19 protein-coding genes are annotated in these 20,399 nt (G+C 49.3%); 2 read left to right on the top strand and 17 right to left on the bottom strand.

Translation table 11 applies throughout. The features are described from left to right. Positions 1-37 precede the first annotated feature (37 nt). The 4 genes from AC1VOR_RS09195 to lpdA all read right to left on the bottom strand — a co-directional run bounded on the left by AC1VOR_RS09195 (position 38) and on the right by lpdA (position 4,971). Positions 38-1,399: a dihydrolipoamide acetyltransferase family protein gene (locus AC1VOR_RS09195; RefSeq protein ID WP_482617330.1), complete on the bottom strand. Its 1,362-nt coding sequence runs from the start codon at positions 1,397-1,399 to the stop codon at positions 38-40. A 19-nt stretch (positions 1,400-1,418) separates the two neighbouring features. Beyond that, positions 1,419-2,405, bottom strand: coding sequence for an alpha-ketoacid dehydrogenase subunit beta (locus AC1VOR_RS09190; protein WP_482617329.1), 987 nt, complete (start codon positions 2,403-2,405; stop codon positions 1,419-1,421). 2 nt (positions 2,406-2,407) lie between these two features. Beyond that, entirely contained in the window at positions 2,408-3,433 is a 1,026-nt protein-coding gene (locus AC1VOR_RS09185) for a thiamine pyrophosphate-dependent dehydrogenase E1 component subunit alpha (RefSeq protein WP_482617328.1), read from the bottom strand. 116 nt (positions 3,434-3,549) lie between these two features. Beyond that, positions 3,550-4,971 (bottom strand): dihydrolipoyl dehydrogenase, encoded by a 1,422-nt coding sequence (gene lpdA, locus AC1VOR_RS09180; protein ID WP_482617327.1) that lies wholly within the window; start codon positions 4,969-4,971, stop codon positions 3,550-3,552. A gap of 203 nt (positions 4,972-5,174) precedes the next feature. Between lpdA and AC1VOR_RS09175 the strand changes: the two genes are divergently transcribed. Then, on the top strand, positions 5,175-5,477 hold the full coding sequence (locus AC1VOR_RS09175; protein WP_482617326.1) for a DUF2627 domain-containing protein: 303 nt from the start codon (positions 5,175-5,177) through the stop codon (positions 5,475-5,477). An 81-nt stretch (positions 5,478-5,558) separates the two neighbouring features. On the opposite strand, the gene AC1VOR_RS09170 is transcribed toward AC1VOR_RS09175, so the two are convergent. Further along, positions 5,559-5,768, bottom strand: a complete 210-nt coding sequence (locus tag AC1VOR_RS09170) for a hypothetical protein (protein ID WP_482617325.1) — start codon at positions 5,766-5,768, stop codon at positions 5,559-5,561. Between the two features lie 25 nt (positions 5,769-5,793). Then, entirely contained in the window at positions 5,794-6,105 is a 312-nt protein-coding gene (locus tag AC1VOR_RS09165; protein ID WP_482617324.1) for an ArsR/SmtB family transcription factor, read from the bottom strand. Positions 6,106-6,255: 150 nt separating this feature from the next. On the opposite strand from AC1VOR_RS09165, the gene AC1VOR_RS09160 reads away from it, so the two are divergent. After that, complete coding sequence (locus AC1VOR_RS09160; RefSeq protein ID WP_482617323.1) at positions 6,256-6,786, top strand: hypothetical protein; 531 nt, start codon at positions 6,256-6,258, stop codon at positions 6,784-6,786. A gap of 460 nt (positions 6,787-7,246) precedes the next feature. Here the strand turns inward: AC1VOR_RS09160 and AC1VOR_RS09155 are convergent, their stop codons facing one another. The 11 genes from AC1VOR_RS09155 to xseA all read right to left on the bottom strand — a co-directional run bounded on the left by AC1VOR_RS09155 (position 7,247) and on the right by xseA (position 20,385). Continuing rightward, positions 7,247-9,274 (bottom strand): hypothetical protein, encoded by a 2,028-nt coding sequence (locus AC1VOR_RS09155; RefSeq protein ID WP_482617322.1) that lies wholly within the window; start codon positions 9,272-9,274, stop codon positions 7,247-7,249. 332 nt (positions 9,275-9,606) lie between these two features. Continuing rightward, positions 9,607-10,410, bottom strand: a complete 804-nt coding sequence (gene spo0A / locus AC1VOR_RS09150; protein WP_482617321.1) for a sporulation transcription factor Spo0A — start codon at positions 10,408-10,410, stop codon at positions 9,607-9,609. 258 nt (positions 10,411-10,668) lie between these two features. Continuing rightward, positions 10,669-12,000 carry a SpoIVB peptidase gene (gene spoIVB / locus AC1VOR_RS09145; RefSeq protein ID WP_482617320.1) on the bottom strand — a complete coding sequence of 444 codons (1,332 nt, stop codon included), beginning with the start codon at positions 11,998-12,000 and terminating at the stop codon, positions 10,669-10,671. Positions 12,001-12,098: 98 nt separating this feature from the next. Beyond that, positions 12,099-13,838, bottom strand: a complete 1,740-nt coding sequence (gene recN, locus AC1VOR_RS09140; protein WP_482617319.1) for a DNA repair protein RecN — start codon at positions 13,836-13,838, stop codon at positions 12,099-12,101. Positions 13,839-13,868: 30 nt separating this feature from the next. After that, positions 13,869-14,318: a transcriptional regulator AhrC/ArgR gene (ahrC, locus tag AC1VOR_RS09135; protein ID WP_482617318.1), complete on the bottom strand. Its 450-nt coding sequence runs from the start codon at positions 14,316-14,318 to the stop codon at positions 13,869-13,871. Then, positions 14,315-14,815, bottom strand: coding sequence for a hypothetical protein (locus AC1VOR_RS09130; RefSeq protein ID WP_482617317.1), 501 nt, complete (start codon positions 14,813-14,815; stop codon positions 14,315-14,317). The genes ahrC and AC1VOR_RS09130 overlap by 4 nt, the downstream gene beginning before the upstream one ends. Positions 14,816-14,972: 157 nt before the next feature. Beyond that, the gene (locus AC1VOR_RS09125) at positions 14,973-15,830 is read right to left on the bottom strand and encodes a TlyA family RNA methyltransferase (protein WP_482617316.1); all 858 of its coding nucleotides are present in this window, start codon (positions 15,828-15,830) and stop codon (positions 14,973-14,975) included. 22 nt (positions 15,831-15,852) lie between these two features. Beyond that, on the bottom strand, positions 15,853-17,766 hold the full coding sequence (gene dxs / locus AC1VOR_RS09120) for a 1-deoxy-D-xylulose-5-phosphate synthase (RefSeq protein WP_482617315.1): 1,914 nt from the start codon (positions 17,764-17,766) through the stop codon (positions 15,853-15,855). Between the two features lie 94 nt (positions 17,767-17,860). Then, positions 17,861-18,736, bottom strand: coding sequence for a polyprenyl synthetase family protein (locus AC1VOR_RS09115; protein WP_482617680.1), 876 nt, complete (start codon positions 18,734-18,736; stop codon positions 17,861-17,863). Positions 18,737-18,791: 55 nt separating this feature from the next. Next, a complete protein-coding gene (gene xseB / locus AC1VOR_RS09110; protein ID WP_482617314.1) occupies positions 18,792-19,073 on the bottom strand; it encodes an exodeoxyribonuclease VII small subunit in 282 nt (93 codons plus the stop codon). Continuing rightward, positions 19,048-20,385 carry an exodeoxyribonuclease VII large subunit gene (gene xseA, locus AC1VOR_RS09105; RefSeq protein WP_482617679.1) on the bottom strand — a complete coding sequence of 446 codons (1,338 nt, stop codon included), beginning with the start codon at positions 20,383-20,385 and terminating at the stop codon, positions 19,048-19,050. Before xseA ends, xseB begins: the two co-directional genes overlap by 26 nt. Positions 20,386-20,399 lie beyond the last annotated feature (14 nt).

Here is a 20,399-nt window from a genome sequence, read left to right as displayed (position 1 = left end):
ATTTAGGCAGCAGGCTCTCGCCCTCGCCATGCCAAATTTAATAGACTTGGGTATCGAGTGAATAGCTTTCCATGTTTTCCTTAACTCGCTGCATGAAGCGTCCACAAATGACTCCGTCCAGAATCCGATGATCCAGTGAGAGACAGAGGTTAGCCATAGAACGGACTGCAATCATATCGTTAATGACTACTGGCCGTTTCACAATGGATTCAAAGGTCAATATGGCCGCTTGCGGATAATTGATAATCGGTTGTGTCAGGATGGAACCGAAGGAACCCGTGTTGTTCACCGTAAATGTCCCGCCTTGCATATCATCCAGTTTCAGCTTGCCTGCACGAACCTTACTCGCCAACTCCTCAATCTCCCGAGCGAGTCCGGCAATGTTCTTCTGGTCGGCCTTCTTGATCACCGGGGTCAGTACAGAGTCCTCCGTACCCACAGCAAGTGAGATATTAATATCACGCTTGACGATAATTTTATCTACCGCCCAGACGGAATTCATAATCGGATAATCCTTGATTGCACCGACGACCGCTTTCATAAGAAAGGCCAGATAAGTCAGGTTCACGCCTTCCTTTTGCTTGAACTCCTGCTTAATCTTATTGCGCAGTTGAACCAGATTGGTCACATCCACCTCAATCATCATCCAGCCATGCGGTATCTCAGAGACACTCTGACGCATCCGTGTGGCAATCGTGTTGCGAATAGGGGTTACATCTATAAAATACTCAGATCGGTCTCCATGCTCAACTTCAATCGTTGGAATCGATGGACTTTCCGTCAGATGGAGACCGGAGTTGCGTACGGGTTCCGATGAGGCTGCCGATACGGCTGCCATAGGTGCGACATTCGGTTGCACAGGCGTAGGCGCTGAACTAGAAGCGACCGCCACAGTTCCTGTGCTGGCCTGACCTCCCTGCTCTATAAACGTCAGCACATCCTTCCGAGTCACCCGTCCTCCCAAGCCAGTACCGGGAACTTGGCGCAGGTCCAATCCATGCTGGGCAGCCAGCGTTTGGACAGCCGGTGAATAACGACTACGCTGCGCGCCTTCTGGCTCCGATGCTTGTACCACAGGAGCCTGAGTGGTGCTACTGACAGAAGCAGTCACTTCAGTGTTCGATTCACCAGCGGCCGACGATACTGAAGACGTTTCAATACGGCAGATAATCACACCTACCTGCACCTCTTCGCCTTCCTTGGCCAACAGTTCGCCCATTACTCCATCCAGCGTTGAAGGAATTTCGGCGTTCACTTTATCGGTAATGACTTCGCAGATTGGCTCATATTGCTCCACCGGATCGCCCGGTTGTTTTAACCATTTCCCAATGGTAGCCGACACGAGTGATTCAGCAAGTTGTGGCATGACAACATCGGTTAACGTTTTATTGGATGGCATATTATGGCTCACTCCCTAATTAATAAAGCGCCAATTGAAGCATGGCTTCCTTGACCTTGTCTTTGCTAAGCATAAAGAATTTTTCCATCGGCGGGCTGATCGGCATCGCGGGTACATCAGGACCACAAAGACGCTGAATTGGCGCATCCAGTTCAAACAAGCACTCTTCGGACACGATCGCCGACACTTCGGCACCAATGCCCCCGGTCTTGTTATCCTCATGGATAATAAGCACCTTCCCTGTTTTACGAGCCGCCTCTACAATAGCTTCGCGGTCTAACGGCTGCAAGGTGCGAAGATCAAGAATATGTGCGCTTACGCCTTGTTCTGACGCCAGCTCCTCAGCGGCTTGCATAGCAAAATGCAGTGGCAGGCTGTAGCTGATTACCGTAATATCAGAGCCTTCGCGCAGTACCTTTGCCTTACCAATGGGTACCACATAATCGTCGTCTGGAACATCCTCTTTGATTAACTTGTAGCATTTCTTGTTCTCGAAGAAAAGTACGGGATCGGGATCACGAATTGCCGCCTTCAACAAGCCCTTGGCATCATAAGCCGAATAAGGAGCCACAATCTTGAGCCCCGGTGTTCCGAAGAAGATGGACTCCGGACATTGTGAATGATACAGTCCGCCAAATATTCCACCACCAATCGGAGCACGAACTACAACCGGGCATTGCCAATCATTATTGGAGCGATAGCGGATCTTGGCTGCTTCGCTGATAATTTGGTTCGTCGCTGGCAGCATGAAATCCGAATACTGCATCTCAGCAATCGGCTTCAGTCCATACATTGCGGCGCCGATGGCTACTCCGGCAATGGCTGACTCGGCCAAAGGCGTATCGATGACTCGCGCTTCTCCGAATTGCTCCTGCAGGCCCTTTGTCGTTGTAAATACGCCACCCTTGAGCCCGACATCTTCACCTAATACAAACACATTTTCGTCCCGCTCCATCTCTTCCTTCATGGCCAGGCGAATCGCGTCGATATATTCCATAACCGGCATGATTATTGCCCCTCCCCTTCGCTGGCATACACATGCAACAACGTATCTTCCGGCTTAGGGAACGGCGCATTGTCAGCCGCTTCCACCGCTTCTTTCAACTGCTGGTTGATCTCCTTGAACAAGGCTTCATTCTGCTCTTCGCTCCACAAGCCGGCTTCCACCAGATAAGCCTTCAGCTTCGGAATGCCGTCCTTCTTCCAGTTCTCGTCAACCTCTTCCTTGGTCCGGTAAGCCAGATCGTTGTCGGATGTGGAATGCGGGGACAAACGGTACATCATCGCTTCAACCAAAGTTGGCCCTTCTCCACGTAAAGCCCGCTCCCGCGCTTCCTTCACTACCCGGTAGACTTCAAGAGCATCATTACCGTCTACGCGAATGCCTGGGAAGCCATAACCTTGCGCACGGTCACACACACGTCCCCCTAATTGCTTCTTGACGGGAACGGAGATGGCATACTGGTTATTTTCACACATAAAAATCACCGGCAACTTCTGCACCCCGGCAAAATTAAGTCCTTCGTGGAAATCTCCCTGGTTGCTGGAACCTTCGCCAAAGGTAACGAACGAAACGATATCCTGCTTCTTCATCTTGGCGGCAAGTGCGATCCCAACCGCATGGGGAACCTGCGTCGTCACCGGACTTGACCCCGTTACGATACGCAGGCGCTTGCTTCCGAAATGTCCTGGCATTTGTCGGCCACCGCTATTAGGATCATCCGCCTTGGCAAAGGCCGATAACATTAACTCTGTCAGTGACATCCCCGCCGCCAGGACAAAGCCATAATCGCGATAGTACGGGAGGAAATAATCCCGCTCTCGATCCAAAGCAAAGGCGGCTGCCACCTGTGCCGTCTCCTGACCGATGCCGGAGACGTGGAAGTTGATCTTCCCCGCTCGCTGCAAGAGCATATTGCGCTCATCGAATTTGCGCGCAATCACCATATATTTGTACATCTCAACCACTTCAGCATTCGATAAACCGAGTTGCTCGTGCTTTGATTTTGTTTGAATTGAACTTTTCGCATTCATGGGAGTTACCTCCTTTAATTGGGTATTTCTCACCTAATCTTAAAACCAGGTACTAAGACTTGGAATAAGTTTATTATAACCGCTTTTGTGCGAAAAGGAAAACGTTAACTCCAGAATCAAGTATTTAAAGACTGCCCGTCTACAGCCAAAGCCGCCTCACCGATAATTTCCGCCAAGGTCGGATGGGCAAATATCGCTTGTCCAATCTCCCAAGGTGTAGCATCGAGAAGCTGTGCCAACGCAGCCTGACCGATCAATTCCGTAGCATGGGGACCAATAATTTGCACGCCTAAAATATCGTTCGTACGGGCATCGGCTACTATCTTGACGAAGCCGTCCGTTTCCCCGTGAACCAATGCCTTGCCAATCGCGGAGAACGGGACTTTACCGATGTTGATCTCCAGTCCCTTAGCCTCGGCCTCCTTGGCTGTGATGCCCACTGAAGCTACCTCCGGTCGTGTATATACACAACGTGGCACCTGGCTCTCTTGATAAGCATAAGCCGTCTCCCCGGCCAAATGATTCACTGCCGTCAGCCCTTCATGACTGGCCGCATGAGCAAGCTGCAACCCACCGATACAATCTCCAATGGCATAAATATGCGGTTCGGTCGTCTGCATATGCTCATTTACCCGAATGAAACCACGCTCTAAACCTACATCCGTATTCTCCAAACCAATGTTCTCCACGTTGGCCTGACGCCCCACGGAAACTAACAGCTTGTCACCGGATAGCTCCAACCTTTCTCCCCCTTGGCGGGCAGAGATATGTACACGCCCTTCCTTGACCTCGTACGTCTCAGGTTCTACGGACACACCTGTGATTACCTTAACGCCTCGACGCTGTAACTGCTTCTGTAATTCACGCGCCACGTCCTTGTCCTCTGCTGGAAGGAGTTGATCCGCTGCCTCTACCAGTGTCACCTCCACACCGAAGTCGCTTAGCAGTGAAGCCCACTCCACACCGATGACCCCGCCCCCGATAATTAGGATGGAGCCGGGTAACTCCTCCAGTTGCAAAGCTTCGTCACTACTGAGAACATGAATACCATCTGGCGTTAAGCCCGGCAATGTGCGCGGTCTTGAGCCAGTCGCAATAATCAGATTCGTCGGGACAACGGTTTCCATTTCGCCATCTGCTAATTCAACAGCTACCGCACCACTCTTGGGTGAGAAGATGGAGGGACCAATCACTCGTCCCTTCCCTTCGATGATACGAATCTGATGCTTACGCATCAAATATTGTACCCCTTTATGAAGTTGATCCACGATCCCTTGCTTCCGCTCCTGAACCTTCGGGAATACCAAGGTCACTTCTCCCGCTTCAATACCAAAGCTAACGCTATCCTTCATTTGGGCATACAATTCGGCGCTCCGCAGTAGAGCCTTGCTTGGAATACAGCCCCGATGCAGACAGGTACCTCCCAGCTTGTCCTGCTCAATGATAACGACTTCTTTCCCCAACTGCGCCGCACGAATCGCCGCTATGTATCCTCCGGTGCCTCCGCCTAATACTGCTACATCACATGTAATTGTCATTTAACCATCTCCACCCATCTATCAATATGCTAAATTATGATTATTCATTTATGAGTTCTTACTATGAAGTACATTCTTATTTTAACCTGTTTCTCTATGATTTCAAAAGCCGAACCAGCCATGGACATTCCTGGGTGAAATAGGTATGATATTTCTAGCCGTCATCTCAATCTAAGCTTACGGGTAGAAAGGACGATTCTCTTATGAAGCTAAAACTATCAAGATTCATTGCTATCCTCATCCTGGTTCTACCCGGTATTGCAGCAATGACGGGTTTTTTGAAGATGAAGGACGCCTTGTTCGACTATATGTCCGACCACGGCAACGATGCTCTCAGCCGTGTCACCTTTGATTGGCTGGAATTTGGACTGGGCTTCGTCCTGTTTGTTGCTGGTGCCGGTTTCCTAGGAGGCTGGATCTTCTTCCGTGACCGCAAGCGCAATTATTTAGGACCCCGATTTCGCGATAAGCAAGGCGCGGTGGAGGAAAATTCCCCGGAGTCTTAAATTTGAACATACTTGAACTTAAATACATGTAAATAAATAAACCTCTTGCCCCAAGCATTCGGCGGAAGAGGTTTTTCTGTTTTATTCGTATAATGCATCCTTCAGCTTGGTTGACATCCGTGTTCCGCTCTGTCCTGACACGCGCAGCAACGCCTTTCGCAGCCTAAGATTCTCCGCCGTTACCTGTTCAAGACGCTCTAAAAGTTCCTGAACCCATTGCTGATCATTATCCCCTAGTGTCGCCTGCTCCAGCTTATCGCGGTACGCAGACAAGTCAAACTCGTTCGTCATGCTATTCATTTCCTCTCTCAACATTCTAATGCTTGCATGCCGCATGCTCAACGGCTTGGGTCAGCAACGAAATGACATGCTCATCGTCACAGCTATAATATACCGTATTAGCTTCTCTGCGAAATTTCACCAGCCTTAAGTTACGCAGCAGGCTTAATTGATGCGAAACTGCGGATTGTGATAACCCTAACACTTCCGAGATATGAGTCACGGAGCATTCCTCTTCTGAAAGCAAATGAAGGATTCTGATCCGGGTTGGATCGGACAACGTTTTGAAGATGGTTGAAACCTGCTCCAAAATGTCCGGATTTAACAAATGATGGACCTCTTTCTTCACCAAGGGTTCCCCTTTCCAATATATCAACAGTCAATATGATTACATGCTCATGCAAAGAATAATCTTGTGATCCAGGATTGTCAAGCTTGGACCCACGCTATAAAATAGGTCTATATTCGGGAAAAGCCCACACACAAGGAGGTCCAGAGCATGACATCCAGCATGAGCATAGACAATATCCCATGGCATCGTCTGACGACCGCCTACGGTAAAGGAACAGAAATCCCTGCCTTGATTGAGGCGAAGCAATATCACCGATTAACAAACCTCATCGAGCACCAGAGCACCTTATGGCAAGTGACCCCATGGGTATTGCTTATCCTTCTGAACAGGCTGGCCGAGCAACCCTCGGAACAATTGAGCATGGAAGAATTGCACTTATATAAAGCCGTAGCATCTGTAATTCCTCTGAAAGAAATGAATCCTGAACGGGCCGTCACTTCCCTAGACGAGTTGCTTAATGAACGTTATTTATGGCCACTGGACGAAGAGGAAAGTGAATGGGAATGGGAAAAGGATGAGCCGAGAGGGTACGATTCCCAGGCCTTTCTGAGCTATTATTATTTCAGCTACATATTGCTATGTGAGGCCATCCCTCTGTTCAAGACCCTCATGACCCACCACCCCGAACAGCGTGAGCTGCTGGAAGAATTGGTGGGCTTGTTGCAGCGTGAAGGTTGAGCTTAAGACTTAAATCTAATGAGCAAAGACTCTGGATTGGCAAAATAACCTTCAAGTCCACTCTGCAAGAGGGGATGAAGGTTATTCGTCGACATCTTGGACGGTATCTCCCAATTTAAATTCTACAGAATTGTTGATTTGTATAATTGGGCTTTTATCCTCAAGTATATTATCAATTTTTTCACTCCATAAACAAATAGGACAACCTTAGAAAGTGTGCTTGTCAAATTAAACAAGGTATCTGAGTTTATTTAGTTGGTTTTATTCAGCATTTCGACTAAGCTAGATTTAATCTATATACCCGTACTGGAATAACCCAAAGTAGACCTTCAGTAAAACACCGACTTCGATACATCAGTATAAAAAAACGACACCACAAAGGATATCGTCCACTAGTTAATCTTACATGTAAAAGCCTTTTTTATTTACTTTTTAGGTATGGTTTTTATGTGATGCCTCCTTATTGTTCGGCGAGGAATGAGATGCCTTCAAGGCTAAGCCAGGTATTTTTAACATTAACGGCGATCTGTATCTCACCATTGGATTTTATGTTGACCGTACCCGGCGCAACATTTGTCCCGTCATACGATATAACTGGCTGGGCTAGCCACAAATCAGGTCGATAGCCATTAGGCAAAACAAACAATACACCTGATGTTGTCCCATCCTTAATAAAGCCCCTTACATGGACAACTCCGTTAGAATCTTTATAATATTGAGCTTTGGGAAAATTCGCTGAATGTGATACCCATCCATTCAGTAGCGTCGGCGTAATCCATTCAGGAGAAGAAACATCTTTCTCCTTTTTCTTCTGCTCTACCACGCTTACCCGCTGTAATGCCTCTGTCACACCTGCGGTCAAGTCGCTAATCTGCGCTTTCTCATTTACGGACAATGTGCCTGTAATTGGTTGGATTGGTGATTTATCAAGCTTAATGTAGGTGACGCTATAGGATTCGGACGGGTTGTATAGAGCGATGGGCAAACGGACAAAACCGATTCCGTTATAATTCTCTGAGACAAATTCCCACTTCTCTTTTTGATTTGATTTATAGACGTCCAGATATCGCCACACCGCTTTGTTCAGTTTTCCTTGTGGCAAGGATGAGGCGTTTACATTATAGTAATTTGGACTCTCCTGAGGCTTGACACTCTCCCTCAGTACAATCCCAGTACCTACTTCTACCATGTTATCACCTTTGGACAGTAGCAAGGAACCTTCTGTTACTACGGGTTCAATGGTTTCTTTGGCTAGGCGGTATAGCAGATTGTACGGAGTCCAAACGGGCGATTTCGTAGTTGGCAAGACGTTTGTACCTTCCATAAATACCCCGTTTACTCTATAGGCCCACCATTTTGGCCCCGTGCCGTTGTATATGGAATCCGCGCCCTCTGATCCATCGTACATCTTCCACCCGTTGAAATAAGCTTTAATTTCGTCTTTAGTAGGTGTGTAGTCGTCTCCCCATCCGCTGTCTATGCTCGAAATACCAAGGTATAATGCTCCGTTTGACAAATCGATCCAGCTACAATCGGGCTGATTAGTAGTTTTAAGTAATCGAGTGCCCGTGTATTTAGTAACATCAGGAAGAGTCGTCTTCGAATCTGCGGCTAAGGATATGACACGGACTGTCTTATACCCGCTAAAACGTGAGCCAAACAACCAATTTAGCGTCCCATCCAATACAACCTTCTTCCATTTAGCCAGCTTCTGGTACTCTCCGTTTTTTTCAAACAGTATATCCGGTTCGGTTCCGTCCGCTGGGTTAGAGTGTAACACCGTATCAAAGGCAAGCATGGACTTCCGTTGTGGCGCGAATGGCTGTGGGTCGGGGCCGCTGGTAAGCATCGGGTTTTTAAAGGTAAACGTACCGCCAACCTCATCATTAAGAAATCCTAACTGAATTTCTTTATACTCATCTGGGACGGTGAATGTGTAAGCTACATACCCCGAACTCCCTTGTCCTATACCTGCAAATATCAACACCGGATCTGTTCCATCTTTAGGAACTCCCCAACCCGCGCCATACGCCCCCAATTCTTCAGCAATAAATGACCACGTGTAAGTTTGACCTCCTTGCGGAACAGGCACTGTATAATATCTGGATATAAACGGGAGTTCCGGATTTATCTGAACAATGGTGTATGGTTCCTGAATCCTGTAGGACTGTGGATAGCCAGTACTCCACTCATAAAACGGCGGCAGCAGATTACCTGATGTATTAATTACATAAGGAGACTCCACTCCAATTAATCCTGTACGGCCCTGACCGTTGATTTCCGTTTTCCCCTCGATCTGCCCCAACTTAAACCGCGCATCCCGCTCCGCCTGAATAACCTGTAAGCCCGGCTGCAAAGTAATCGGGGATGTATCAGCGGTATCTAGACGATCCCTAATTTCCTCTTGTAGCTGATTAATTTCCTGTCCAATATCATTAATATCCTCCGGCTCTACTGTGTCCGTTAATGTCCAATCTGTTTTTGCCATGAATAAATACCTCCGCTCTTTATAATTCGCAGCAAGTTCCTGTCCTGCTACGTTCATTCTATAAGAAGCTTGGGGGCATTCATCGGCCTAATTGCGGTCGGTAAAAGGACATGGAAAGGACAGAAATGTGCTAACGAAGCCGTGTAGTTTATTTTTAGATATTTGCTGTTTTTCACAAATTGATTAATTTGAAATTCAAAATCAGTCATAGAAAATGCTCCTTTACTGGTTATGTAGCCTAACCAAATAAAGGAGCAAAATCTATCCATATTTACTGTAGATATTTAGAGGCATAGAGTAAGGCGATTAGCCCAACCCTATTCCTCATCCTTTCAAGAAACTTTATGCTCAATTCTAAGCTTGTCGGCAACCATGGCAATAAATTCGCTGTTGGTTGGCTTCGACTTGCTGATGTTGATGGTATAACCGAATAAATGGCTGATGCTGTCGATGTTGCCACGCGTCCATGCGACTTCAATAGCATGACGGATCGCGCGTTCGACACGGGAAGGCGTAGTCTTGAATTTTTCGGCAATTGCAGGATACAGCGTTTTAGTTATAGCCCCAAGAATCTCAATGTTGTTGTACACCATCGTAATGGCTTCGCGCAGATATTGATATCCTTTAATATGCGCAGGAACGCCGATTTCATGAATAATCGATGTAATGTTTGCGTCCAAATTTTTTCCTTTGCCGAGCGGAACTACGTTGGATTTCACGAATGAGGCTGATGCCCCACCGCTCGTCAGGCTTTGCACGCCTACAAGCTGGCGAATCCGATTGGCTAGAACCTCCATGTCAAAAGGTTTTAAAATGTAGTAAGAAGCGCCAAGCTGAACGGCACGCTGCGTGATGTTCTCTTGACCGAAGGCGGTCAGCATGATGATTTTAGGCTGCGGATTCAGATTGAGGTCACGTATTCGTTCGAGCACTCCCAGTCCATCCAGATGAGGCATGATGATGTCCAGGATCAGGACGTCCGGCACCTTGGCCGCGTTATCGATCATCTCCAGCACTTCTTCTCCGTTATATGCGATTCCTGAGATGACCATATCGTCTTGCTCCGAGATGTATTCCGCAAGCAAATTCGTAAATTCTCGATTATCATCCGCCAACAACACTTCGATTTTATGCACTGCCTACTTCCTCCTTCAAAATAAATAAATGTGTTCAAGCTCTTCTCTTTCCCAAGAATAAGGATTCGACATGCAAAAGTAAATTCCTTCTGTCGAAAATTATTTTTCTTTATTTTTTTACGGTATTAAGTTATAATAAATTATTTATTTACATAAAGTGATGATGTTCGTAGCCTTTCGACAAATGCATACAGATTTTTCTTCATGGATGTCGAGACCCAACCATACCAGAAACATAAAAAAATCTCAAGGCAGCATTTAGCTGGCCTTAAGATTTTGAGTTGATTCTGATTGACCCTTCAGTATTCCGGCATCCTGGAGCATCCATTCGATGAAGCAACCATACCCGGACCGCGGGTCGTTAACAAATACATGAGTGACTGCACCGATTAACTTGCCGTTTTGCAGGATAGGACTGCCGCTCATCCCTTGCACGATCCCACCAGTCTTCTCAACTAAACGCGGATCTGTGATACGAAGGACAAGTCCTTTAGTTTCAGGAGCATGTTGTTTGGATACATGGACGATCTCAACCTTGAAGCGCTCTACGCGTTGTCCTTCCACCACCGTAAGTATTTCCGCCGGACCTTCCTTGACTTCCTCGGCAAATGCGACGGGAACAGGCTTCTGGAAGACGCTATGCTCCGGGTTTTGCGACATCTTGCCAAATATCCCGAAATGTGTATTACGCTCAATATTGCCTAATGTTTTTCCCTCTTTCAAAAAATGAGCTCGTTTCTCGCCAGGTTCTCCGCTTTCGCTTTTCGATATTGAGGTGACACTGGACTGCAGAATTTGACCACTCCCCACGACAATGGGGGTCTGGGTGTTCATATCGGTGATGATGTGTCCAAGCGCACCATATACCCCCTGATCGGGCGCATAGAACGTTAGTGTGCCAACTCCGGCAGCGGAGTCCCGAATGTATAAGCCCAATCTCCAGGCCCTATCCTGCTTGTCAAAGGCTGGACTTAACGAGGTGTTGAATTCTTTATCCCCTCGTTTGTAGGTAATCTGCATTGGACGTTTGCTTTTGCCCGCTTCGGCTGCGGTATTAGCCACATCGCTTATATCCTTGAGCTTGACCCCATTGATATGCGTGATCAAATCGCCGGCTTGAATGCCAGCTTGCTCACCGGGAGAAACCTTATCCGCTTCGGTAAGTACCTGATGATGCCCCACGACAAGAATGCCAGCGGATTTCACCTTAACCCCAATCGTCTGTCCCCCGGGTATCACCTTTAACTCGGGAATGACATTGACCTTAACCGTCTTGAGAGGAATTTGACCGAATAATTTCATACGGAGCTTGGCTTCTCCGCTCTGAAGCGTCGAGAGCTTGAGTGGACTCCCTAAGGATACTTTCATGGAAGAGTTGGCCTGATCGTTCAATCGAACGACATCAGGTCGGTCCACACTAATTTCAGCTTGTACCGGTAATGCTAAAGAGATCTGTGTCCCCTGCCCTTGGAACAGGCGCAATTCATCCGGCAGTGCAGGCAAACGCCCTTCAGCGGCGGACGTACCGATAAAACAAAAGAAGAAGGCAAGAAAAAGACCGAGCATTCTTTTCCTGAGGTTCGGGTTCAATGGCTGTCACGCTCCCTTAACTTCTTCGCTTGACGAAAAGGTGGTCGCCAATTGCGTACCTATAAGATACCCCCGGTCAGGTGTTTTATTACTGTCAATCATTGTGCCGCACGGAATAAACCATCCTTTTGTTCCTGCGCCAGCTTGAGCATTTCTTGGGCATGATGTTGCGTTTTCTCCGTAATTTCTACGCCTCCGAGCATCCGAGCCAACTCGTTCACTCGACCTGCTTCATCAAGGGCTTCAACCTGAGTCATCGTCCGACCATCGGCCACAATCTTCTCAATAAGATACTGACGATCGGCCATACAGGCGACCTGTGGCAAGTGAGTAATTGCAAACACCTGACACATCGTCGACAAGCGTGCCAGCTTATCAGCAATGGCTTGTGCCGCCCGCCCACTAACCCCCGTATCCACCTCATCAAAGATTAATACCGGAACTTGCTCGTGGCGGGCAAAAATGCTCTTGAGTGCCAGCATAATCCGCGATAGCTCCCCACCTGAAGCAATTTTGCCCAAGGGACGCAATGGCTCCCCCGGATTGGGTGAAATTAAGAACTCAGCCGTATCAATACCATTCTTGCCAGGACGAACCCGCCGTCCTTCCCACTCCAGCCCTTGACGATCCTCGGTCCATGACAGCTTGACCTGCATGCTCGTCCGGCCCATTTGCAAGTCCTTAAGCTCCCCTTCAATTTGCGTAGCAAGCTCAGCAGCAATCTTGCGTCGCAATGTACTCAGCTTAACGGCCTGCTTCAACAATTTGGAGCCCAGCTTCTCACGCTGAGCCTGCAATTGCTCCAGTCGCTCATCCTTATTCTCAAGCGCATCTGTTTCCTGACGTATTTTATTGTAGTAATCCAGAATTCCGCCAATGTCATCACCATACTTGCGACGCAGGGTAGAGATGAGGTTAAGGCGATCATCTACTTCATCAAGCCGCTCAGGATTAAACTCAATGTGCTCACGATAGCTCCGAAGTCCGAACGAAGCATCCTCCAGTTGATAATACGCCGATTGCAATTGTTCAAGAAGGGGTCCGACCCCCTTGCTGTCATAAGCAGCCACCTCGTTCAAGCGGGAGACCACCTTAGCTATGGCGTCGAGACCATGTGGACCATACAGCAAATCATACGCACTCGATACCGAATCCATCATCTTCTCGCTGTGGGATAGTTTCACCTTTTCTTCCAAAAGCCATTCATCCTCACCGGGCTTTAACTCGGCAGCGACGATTTCATTTAGCTGAAAACGATATAAATCCAGCATTTGCAGTGCTTGCTGGCTAGTATTGCGTAGCTCATCATATTCCTTGTCAATGCGTACAAATTCATTATAGGTCGCCTTGTACTCTGCTTTGACCGGAGCAATTGAATCCGCTCCATAAGCATCAAGCAGTTCCAAATGAAGCTCGGGACGAAGCAACGTCTGATGCTCATGTTGACCGTGCAAGTTAATTAATCCTCCGCCAACTTCGCGCAGCATGGACAGGTTAACCAATTGTCCGTTGATACGTGCTGCACTCTTGCCTTGCAAGCTAATCTCCCGGCGGACGATAAGTAATTCCCCCGGATCTGCGGTGATGCCTAGTCCCTCCAGTATAGACCATACCGGATGTGTCTCAGACACATCGAAGGAGGCCTCCATTTCTGCCTTATCGCAACCATAGCGAATCAGATCCGCGGAGCCACGGCCGCCAGCAATTAAACCCAGAGCATCGATAATAATCGACTTGCCTGCGCCTGTCTCCCCTGTCAACACGTGAAACCCGGAACCAAATGAAACCTCGACTTCTTCAACCACCGCTAAATTGCGAATGGACAAATGAACCAACATGCGAGGCACTCCTCCCCTATACCGAATCCGTTATGATATGTACCCCATAATCTGTCCGATCACAAAAACACTGTACTCCTCATTTCGGCAAATCAGCAATATCGTATCATCACCACAGATCGTTCCCAGCAAATCCGGCCACTCCATATTATCGAGCAGTACAGCTACGGAATTCGCAGTCCCGGGCAGACACTTCATGACCACCAGATTTCCGGTGTAATCGATGTGGACAAAGCTATCCACCAAAGCGCGCTGCAGCTTCTGTACCGGGTTATAGCGCTGGGCTGTTGGCATGGAATATTTGTATCGCCCATCATCCGTAGGAACCTTAATAAGCATTAATTCCTTGATGTCGCGTGACACTGTTGCCTGCGTCACCTGATATCCAGTCTCCCTCAACGCTTCCACCAGATCATCCTGGGTTTCAATTTCCCTTGACGTGATAATTTCGCGAATTTTGATTTGTCGTTGACCCTTCATTCTGTCCTCCATAAGCCCTTTAAGGCTGTTTCTTCTTCATCTTCGTCCGTCGTGAGGACGATTTCCTTCAATTCTCCCTGGTCCGGATCTACGTATAGAACACCGGCGCACTCGGGATACAGCAGTAAATAAGGCAGTAATTCCCTGCGAACACCGCTGCCTGTCCATTCAATGGACAAACGCTCCCGTGCAGTTCTTACCAAATAGAATTCCCCGTTCTTGACCGCAATATAGTCAATGAATAAGCGACTGTGCACAACCTCACGATTGACACGGAAAGCAAGCGGCACCTTCAGCTTATCGCTGACCACCTCATAGCCCGCTTGTTCAAGTAGTTCTACGGCAGGATGCTCCAGAATTTCCTCGTTCATTTCAAAGCCGATGCCTGATCTTAACGTAAACGGCTTACGGACCCAAACACGAAAGCCGCGATACAATAGATAAAATCCAATTCCCGCAATCAGCAACATGAGAAGACCATCTGCGTTCGCACCCACCGCAATCACCTCAACCCTTATTTCGACGCAACTGCGGAAAGCTCCTTCTGCTTACCATTCAATTTATCTCAGAACAACAGACATAAACAGCCATTTTTCTATATTATAGGGAACTTATGTTCGTTTTTCAAGATACTATATGGCAAAAAAAGACCCATCATTTTGATGAGCCTCCCGTAAAGGTATCCGCTGCTTCCCGTACAATTGCCGCAGCCATATCGTGTATACTCGCCTGTTGCCCTGTATTCACGGCTTCCTCATTTGAAGTATCGTCCTCCAGCCTAAGGTGCGCCAGAAATTCAATATTGCCTTCGCCCCCGGTGATAGGTGAGAACGTCAAGCCTGCAACTTTGAATCCATGTTCCACCGCAAAACCAAGGACTGTGTTCAATACCTCCAGATGCACCTTCGGATCACGAACCACCCCGGACTTGCCCACTTTCTCTCGCCCTGCCTCGAATTGCGGCTTAATGAGCGCCGCGATATCCGCCGGTCGCTTGAGCAATGTTAGCAGGGGTGGCAAAATAATTTTGAGCGAGATAAAGGATACGTCAATGCTCGCAAAATCAGGCACAGGACCGTCCAGATCCTCCGGTGTCATATAGCGGAAATTAGTCCGCTCCTTCACATTGACTCGTTCATCGTTACGAAGCGACCAGTCAAGTTGATTGTAGCCAACGTCAATAGCGTATACATAGCTTGCTCCGTGCTGCAAAGCGCAATCCGTAAATCCACCGGTTGAGGAACCGATATCCAGCATTGTTCTGCCCCCAAGCTTGATGTCAAAACGCTTTAAGGCCTTCTCCAGCTTCAGTCCTCCGCGGCTTACGTATGGATGTACTGCTCCTTTGACCGACAGCACTGTATCACGAGAAATTTTGGTCCCCGCCTTCTCCAGCCGTTCCTGTCCGCCAAATACCAATCCGGCCATAATCGCAGCCTTGGCCTTCTCTCTGCTCTCAAAAAATCCCTGCTCCACCAGCAGGACGTCTAGTCGTTCCTTGGATACCGACATGCCAATCTCCCGTCTGCCTCACTTAATAAGGGTTTACCTTCTTGCCATATGCCAAATGCTGCTTGGCACGAAATTTCTGGACTTCTTCCACTACACCCTCTGCCGTCAATCCCACTTCTGCAAGCTGATCCTTAATACTACCGTGTTCGATAAAACGATCCGGTACACCCATCAGGGTAATATCCATCCCAGTAATTCCTTGGTCAGCGTAATGCTCCAGAATCGCACTACCCAAGCTTCCAGCCTGCGAGGCTTCCTCAAGCACAACCATCTTGCCACCCATTTGCGCCAGTTTTGCCAACATCTCACCATCCAGCGGCTTCAAGAATCTAGCGTTGACTACAGAAGCTGAAATTCCTTCACGTTTCAGAAGTTCTGCCGCTTCCTCAGCCACTTGCACCATAGGGCCTACAGCGATCAGCGTCAGGCTTTCTCCTTCACGCAGCATTTCCCAGGTCCCAATGGGAATCGGCACTAATTCTTCATCCAAAGGAACACCAGGCACGTTGATACGTGGATATCGATATGCAATCGGACCCTCGTTATATTCAAGCGCCGTCTTCATCATATGACGCAGTTCATTTTCGTCCTTAGGCATCATCATCACCATATTTGGGATATGACGCATGAACGCGACATCATAAACACCTTGATGCGTTTCACCATCCGCGCCAACAAATCCAGCCCGATCAATGGCAAACATCACATTGGCATTATGACGGCAAATATCATGCACAATCTGATCGTATGCCCGCTGCATGAAGGTGGAATACACCGCGTAAACCGGCTTCATTCCTTCCATTGCCATCGCCGCACACATTGTGGCCGCATGCTGTTCGGCAATGCCCACATCAATCATGCGGTCAGGGAAGCGTTCCGCAAAGGGCACAAGACCCGAACCACCCGGCATGGCTGGCGTTACCGCCACAATTCGTTCATCCTGCTCAGCCAGGCTGATGAGCGTTTGCCCGAACACCTCGGTGTACATTGGATTACCTACAGCCTTAAGCACCTGACCCGATTCAATCTTATAAGGCGGAATACCATGCCACTTATGTGAATCGTTCTCCGCTGGCTGATACCCTTTGCCCTTGGTCGTGAGCACATGAACCAGAACGGGGCCACTAACGTTGTTCGCTTGCTTGAATGATTCAATCAAGCCAGGCAGATCATGACCATCAACAGGTCCCAAATATTTAAATCCGAGCTCTTCGAACAGCACACCCGAAACCATCAAATACTTCAGGCTATCCTTCACCCGCTCCACCGTTTTGGCAACCTTGCCCCCGATGGCCGGAATTCGCTTAAGCAATTGTTCAACTTCGTCTTTGGCTCGTAGATAATTACGATCCGAACGAATTTTGGTCAAATAATTATGCATAGCTCCCACGTTAGGGGCAATAGACATTTCATTATCATTGAGGATAACCATCAGATCCTTCTTCTCATGCCCAATATGATTCAGGGCTTCAAAGGCCATCCCTCCAGTCAGAGCACCGTCGCCAATCATAGCAACCACCCGATGGGATTCGCCTTTGAGATCTCTGGCCAGCGCCATCCCCATTGCCGCGGAGAGCGATGTACTGCTATGCCCGGCTTCCCATACGTCATGCTCGCTTTCGTTCCTCTTCACGAAGCCACATAATCCTCCGTGCTTGCGTAGCGAGTCAAATTGGTCCATCCGGCCGGTCAGTATTTTATGTACATATGCCTGATGGCCCACGTCAAAAATAAATTTGTCCTGCGGACTGTTATAGCAATAGTGCAGGGCAATCGTCAATTCCACCACACCCAAATTAGAAGCCAAATGTCCGCCGGTTACCGATAGTTTCTCAATCAGAAACTGACGTATCTCGGCAGCAAGCGGCTCCAATTGCTCCAGGGACAAATTCTTCAGATCGGCAGGCTCATGAATTTGTGAAAGCAGCACAGCCATCCCCCGCTTCCTTAAATGGATTTCTCAAATATCTCATGTTGATAATAGCCCTTATTATACCATAGGTGACGATGTTGTCGAAATCAGAAATCGATTAATGATCGCGATACAATAGAAAATCGGCGATTTCCAATAAACGCTGAGGATAAGGAATACAAGCTGACTGAATGGCTTGCTTGGCTTCTACGGTAAGGCGATCCGCTTCCGCACGAGAACCATCAATACCAAGGAAATAAGGATAAGTAACCTTCTCCTGCTTGATATCGCTTTGCGTCTTCTTACCCAGCTTGCCCTCATCGCCTACTAAATCCAGAATATCGTCCTGAATTTGAAAGGCATGACCCAGAGCCCGGCCAAAGCGTTCCAAGGCCTCAAGCTGAGTTTCTGTGGCAGAGGCAATGCGCCCGCCTGCCTTGAGACAGAATACGATTAAATCGCCCGTCTTATGCTCATGGATGAATCGGAGTTGCTCCAGGGCAGTTAATCCCTGCTCCCCCTCCATATCAGCCACCTGCCCCCCCACCATCCCGGCAGGACCGGCAAAGCGGGATAATTCTTGCACGATGGCCAATACATTCTCGGCCGGCACGCCATGCTCGGTTCCGGCTTGAACTACACTGTAGAAGGCATGCGTTAACAATCCGTCCCCAGCTAAAATAGCCATCGCTTCACCGAATACTTTGTGGCTGGTTGGCTTGCCGCGACGGAAGTCATCATTATCCAGGGCGGGCAGGTCGTCATGAATCAGTGAGTACGTATGCACCATTTCCACGGCGCAGGCGACGGGCAAGGCAGCTTCCCGGCTACCACCCAACGCTTCCGCCGCAGCCACGACGAGCAGTGGACGCAATCTTTTTCCACCTGCCATCAATGAGTATTCCATCGCTTTCCGCAGGTTCTCTGGAACATCCCATGCTGCGGGAATGCTTGAGGTCAGCCCGGATATCACGGCACGGCCAACCTCATTCATATATTCATCTAATGCTGTCTGCTTGTGCTGCTGCAAGAAGATCCCCGCTCTCTGTTCAGAAGTCACTTGGCTCGCCTAGCGGCGGCTGAAACGGCTGCTTAGCAATTTCGCCGTCCTCTTCGACTATCATCTCGATTTTACGCTCTACCTCAGCCAGCTTCTGTCCACATAGTTGCGAAAGCTGCATCCCCTGCTGGAACAAGTCTATTGCCTTCTCCAGCGGCACATCGCCCCGCTCAAGCTCGGAGACGATATTCTCCAACTGCTGCATGGCCTCTTCGAAATTAACCTCCGGCTGTTCTGCCGGACTGTTAGTCTTTTCCGCCTGCTTCTTCATCTTTACCCGCTCCTTCCGCCCTCATGCCCCATACTTGGCAATCTAACTCTCCATCCGTCATAGCCACTCGTATCTTGTCCCCAAGCTCCACCTGGGCCAATGATTTAACCAGCTTCGTGCCTGTTTCGTCATAAACAAGGCTATACCCCCGCCCCATCACCTTGAGCGGACTTAACGCATCCAGTTGACGGATATGCGCCGTTAGCTGACGTGAGCTATCTCGCAGCATGCTGAGCATCGATTGCCGCAGCAAACGGTCAGCTCCCTGCTGACGCCTTAGCGCAAATTGCAACGTCTCCTGCGGATGATATCGCAGGAGGCGCTGACGCAGGCGGCCATGCGCCGCATCCGCCAGTTGCAGCCGCAGCGCGGTGCGCTCGCCAAGCCGCGCTGACAGCCTGTCCAGCCGCTCTGCGTGCTGGAGCAAGCTGCGCCGCGGCTGCAAGAGCGCCGGCGAGCGCTGCAAGCGGCCAAGCCGCTCGCGCGCTTGCCGCAGGCGATGCTGCAGGCCCTGCTGCAGCATCTGCTCGCGCTGGCGGAGCTGAGCACGCAGCTCCGCGGTATGCGGCACGGCCAGCTCGGCGGCCGCTGTGGGCGTTGCCGCCCGCAGGTCGGCGACAAAATCGGCGATCGTAAAATCGGTCTCATGGCCGACGGCCGAAATGACCGGAATCGCCGATTCGTAGATCGCACGAGCGACCTGCTCCTCGTTGAACGCCCATAGCTCCTCGAGCGAGCCGCCGCCCCGGCCGACGATCAATACGTCGGCCTCGCCCATGTCGTTCAGGGTACGAAGCGCCTTCACGATCGAGGGCGCTGCCCCTTTGCCCTGAACCAGCACGGGGTAGAGAACTACCGCCGCCTGCGGGTAACGCCGCGCCAGCGTGGTCAAGATATCCCTCACCGCCGCGCCCGTCGGTGAGGTCACTACACCGATTGTGCGCGGATAGCGCGGCAATGGTCGCTTCCGCTGCGGGGCAAACAGGCCTTCTCCCTCCAGCTTCTGCTTCAATTGCTCGAAGGCCAGATACAGGCTGCCGATGCCATCCGGCTGCATATGGGTCGCATAGAACTGATATTGCCCATCCCGTTCGTAGACGGAGACGTTCCCGCGCGCGATGACCCGCGCGCCTTCCTTCGGCTTAAATGGGAGCCGCTGGTTATGCGAAGCAAACATGATGCATTTGATGCGACTGTCCGTATCCTTGAGCGTAAAGTACATGTGCCCGCTGGAGTGATGCGTGAAGTTGGAGATTTCTCCGCGAATCCAGACATCTGCCAGCGTCGCGTCAGATTCCAGCTTCATCCGCATATAGCGGTTTAATT

The sequence above is a fragment of the Paenibacillus sp. 1SOY10 genome, assembly GCF_056836745.1.
Note: the sequence above shows the minus strand (reverse complement) of the source record. Positions and strands in the feature narration are given on the sequence as shown.

Bases quoted from the DNA above. Each gene is read 5' to 3' on its own strand.
- AC1VOR_RS09195 (WP_482617330.1), bottom strand. From the start codon at position 1,399: ATGCCATCCAATAAAACGTTAACCGATGTTGTCATGCCACAACTTGCT.
- AC1VOR_RS09190 (WP_482617329.1), bottom strand. From the start codon at position 2,405: ATGCCGGTTATGGAATATATCGACGCGATTCGCCTGGCCATGAAGGAA.
- AC1VOR_RS09185 (WP_482617328.1), bottom strand. From the start codon at position 3,433: ATGAATGCGAAAAGTTCAATTCAAACAAAATCAAAGCACGAGCAACTC.
- lpdA (WP_482617327.1), bottom strand. From the start codon at position 4,971: ATGACAATTACATGTGATGTAGCAGTATTAGGCGGAGGCACCGGAGGA.
- AC1VOR_RS09175 (WP_482617326.1), top strand. From the start codon at position 5,175: ATGAAGCTAAAACTATCAAGATTCATTGCTATCCTCATCCTGGTTCTA.
- AC1VOR_RS09170 (WP_482617325.1), bottom strand. From the start codon at position 5,768: ATGACGAACGAGTTTGACTTGTCTGCGTACCGCGATAAGCTGGAGCAG.
- AC1VOR_RS09160 (WP_482617323.1), top strand. From the start codon at position 6,256: ATGACATCCAGCATGAGCATAGACAATATCCCATGGCATCGTCTGACG.
- AC1VOR_RS09155 (WP_482617322.1), bottom strand. From the start codon at position 9,274: ATGGCAAAAACAGATTGGACATTAACGGACACAGTAGAGCCGGAGGAT.
- recN (WP_482617319.1), bottom strand. From the start codon at position 13,838: ATGTTGGTTCATTTGTCCATTCGCAATTTAGCGGTGGTTGAAGAAGTC.
- ahrC (WP_482617318.1), bottom strand. From the start codon at position 14,318: ATGAAGGGTCAACGACAAATCAAAATTCGCGAAATTATCACGTCAAGG.
- AC1VOR_RS09125 (WP_482617316.1), bottom strand. From the start codon at position 15,830: ATGTCGGTATCCAAGGAACGACTAGACGTCCTGCTGGTGGAGCAGGGA.
- dxs (WP_482617315.1), bottom strand. From the start codon at position 17,766: ATGGCTGTGCTGCTTTCACAAATTCATGAGCCTGCCGATCTGAAGAAT.
- AC1VOR_RS09115 (WP_482617680.1), bottom strand. From the start codon at position 18,736: ATGAATGAGGTTGGCCGTGCCGTGATATCCGGGCTGACCTCAAGCATT.
- xseB (WP_482617314.1), bottom strand. From the start codon at position 19,073: ATGAAGAAGCAGGCGGAAAAGACTAACAGTCCGGCAGAACAGCCGGAG.
- xseA (WP_482617679.1), bottom strand. From the start codon at position 20,385: ATGCGGATGAAGCTGGAATCTGACGCGACGCTGGCAGATGTCTGGATT.